Raw genomic sequence first — 985 nt, 5'->3', positions numbered from 1 at the left:
GGGGCGCTGCTGGGGCCGCTGGCCGCGTTCGGGGTGCTGTGGGTGGCGGTGGACGGGTGCGGGAGCCTCCCGCACGAAGAGGGCGAGCAGCACCACCCCCAGCACGGCGATGCAGCAGCTCACCGTGAACACGGCCTCGTACCCGTCCACCGCCACCCACAGCACCCCGAACGCGGCCAGCGGCCCCAGCAGCGCCCCCGCCGTGTCCAGCGCGCGGTGCACCCCGAAGGCGCGGCCCTGCTCCTGCGGCGATACGGACAGCGAGATCAGCGCGTCGCGCGGGGCGGTGCGCAGGCCCTTGCCGGTCCGGTCGGCGGCCAGCACCGCGGCGACCGACCAGGGGGTGGTGACGGCGAGCAGGGCGGCCTTGCACGCGGCGGAGAGGGCGTAGCCGGTGCCCGCGACGAGCTTGCGGCGGTGGGTGCGGTCGGCGATCCTGCCGCCGGCGAGGCGCAGGAGCGCGGTGGCGCCCTGGTGAAGCCCGTCCAGGGCGCCGAACGCGAGCGGGGACATGCCTAGTCCGGCCATCAGGTACAGCGGCAGGACCGCGGTGACCATCTCCGCGGAGACGTCCGTGACCAGGCTGACCAGTCCGAGCGCGAACACCGTGCCGGGAACGGCCCGCAGGGGGCCCTTCGGAACCGGGGTGTCCCCGGCGATGTCCGCGGCCCGGCTGGTCGACAGGTACACGGATGCCTCCTCGGCAGCGGCTAGAACCAGTTGATGGTGAGCGGGAACGCGGCGGTGACGGTGGCGCCGGTGGTGTCGGTGGCGGTCGCCGTGATCTGGACCGTGCCGCTGCCCCAGGGCTTGCCGGAGATGCGTCCCGAGCCGGCGTCGACGGTCAGGCCCCAGGGCAGGCCGGTGGCCGCGTACCGGTAGGTGGGCTTGCCGCCGGTGGCGGTGAGCTGGATGGTGCAGGACTGGTTGAACTTGCAGGTCTGCGGGCCGGGGTTGGCCAGCTTCAGATCACCCGGCGTGGGGG

The 985-nt window shown here is 74.4% G+C and carries 2 protein-coding genes; both read right to left on the bottom strand.

What is annotated here, in order from left to right; all coding sequences use genetic code 11:
• A partial coding sequence (locus PV721_RS43580; protein ID WP_416371304.1) for an MFS transporter occupies positions 1 to 690 on the bottom strand: 690 nt, incomplete at its 3' end.
• 20 nt (positions 691 to 710) lie between these two features.
• The coding region (locus PV721_RS43575; RefSeq protein ID WP_319734443.1) for a putative Ig domain-containing protein at positions 711 to 985 on the bottom strand (275 nt) is incomplete at its 5' end.

The sequence above is a fragment of the Streptomyces sp. MB09-01 genome (assembly GCF_033794505.1).
Lineage (GTDB): Bacteria > Actinomycetota > Actinomycetes > Streptomycetales > Streptomycetaceae > Streptomyces.
The sequence above is the reverse complement of the archived record's forward strand: the minus strand, read 5'-3'. Positions and strand labels throughout refer to the sequence as shown.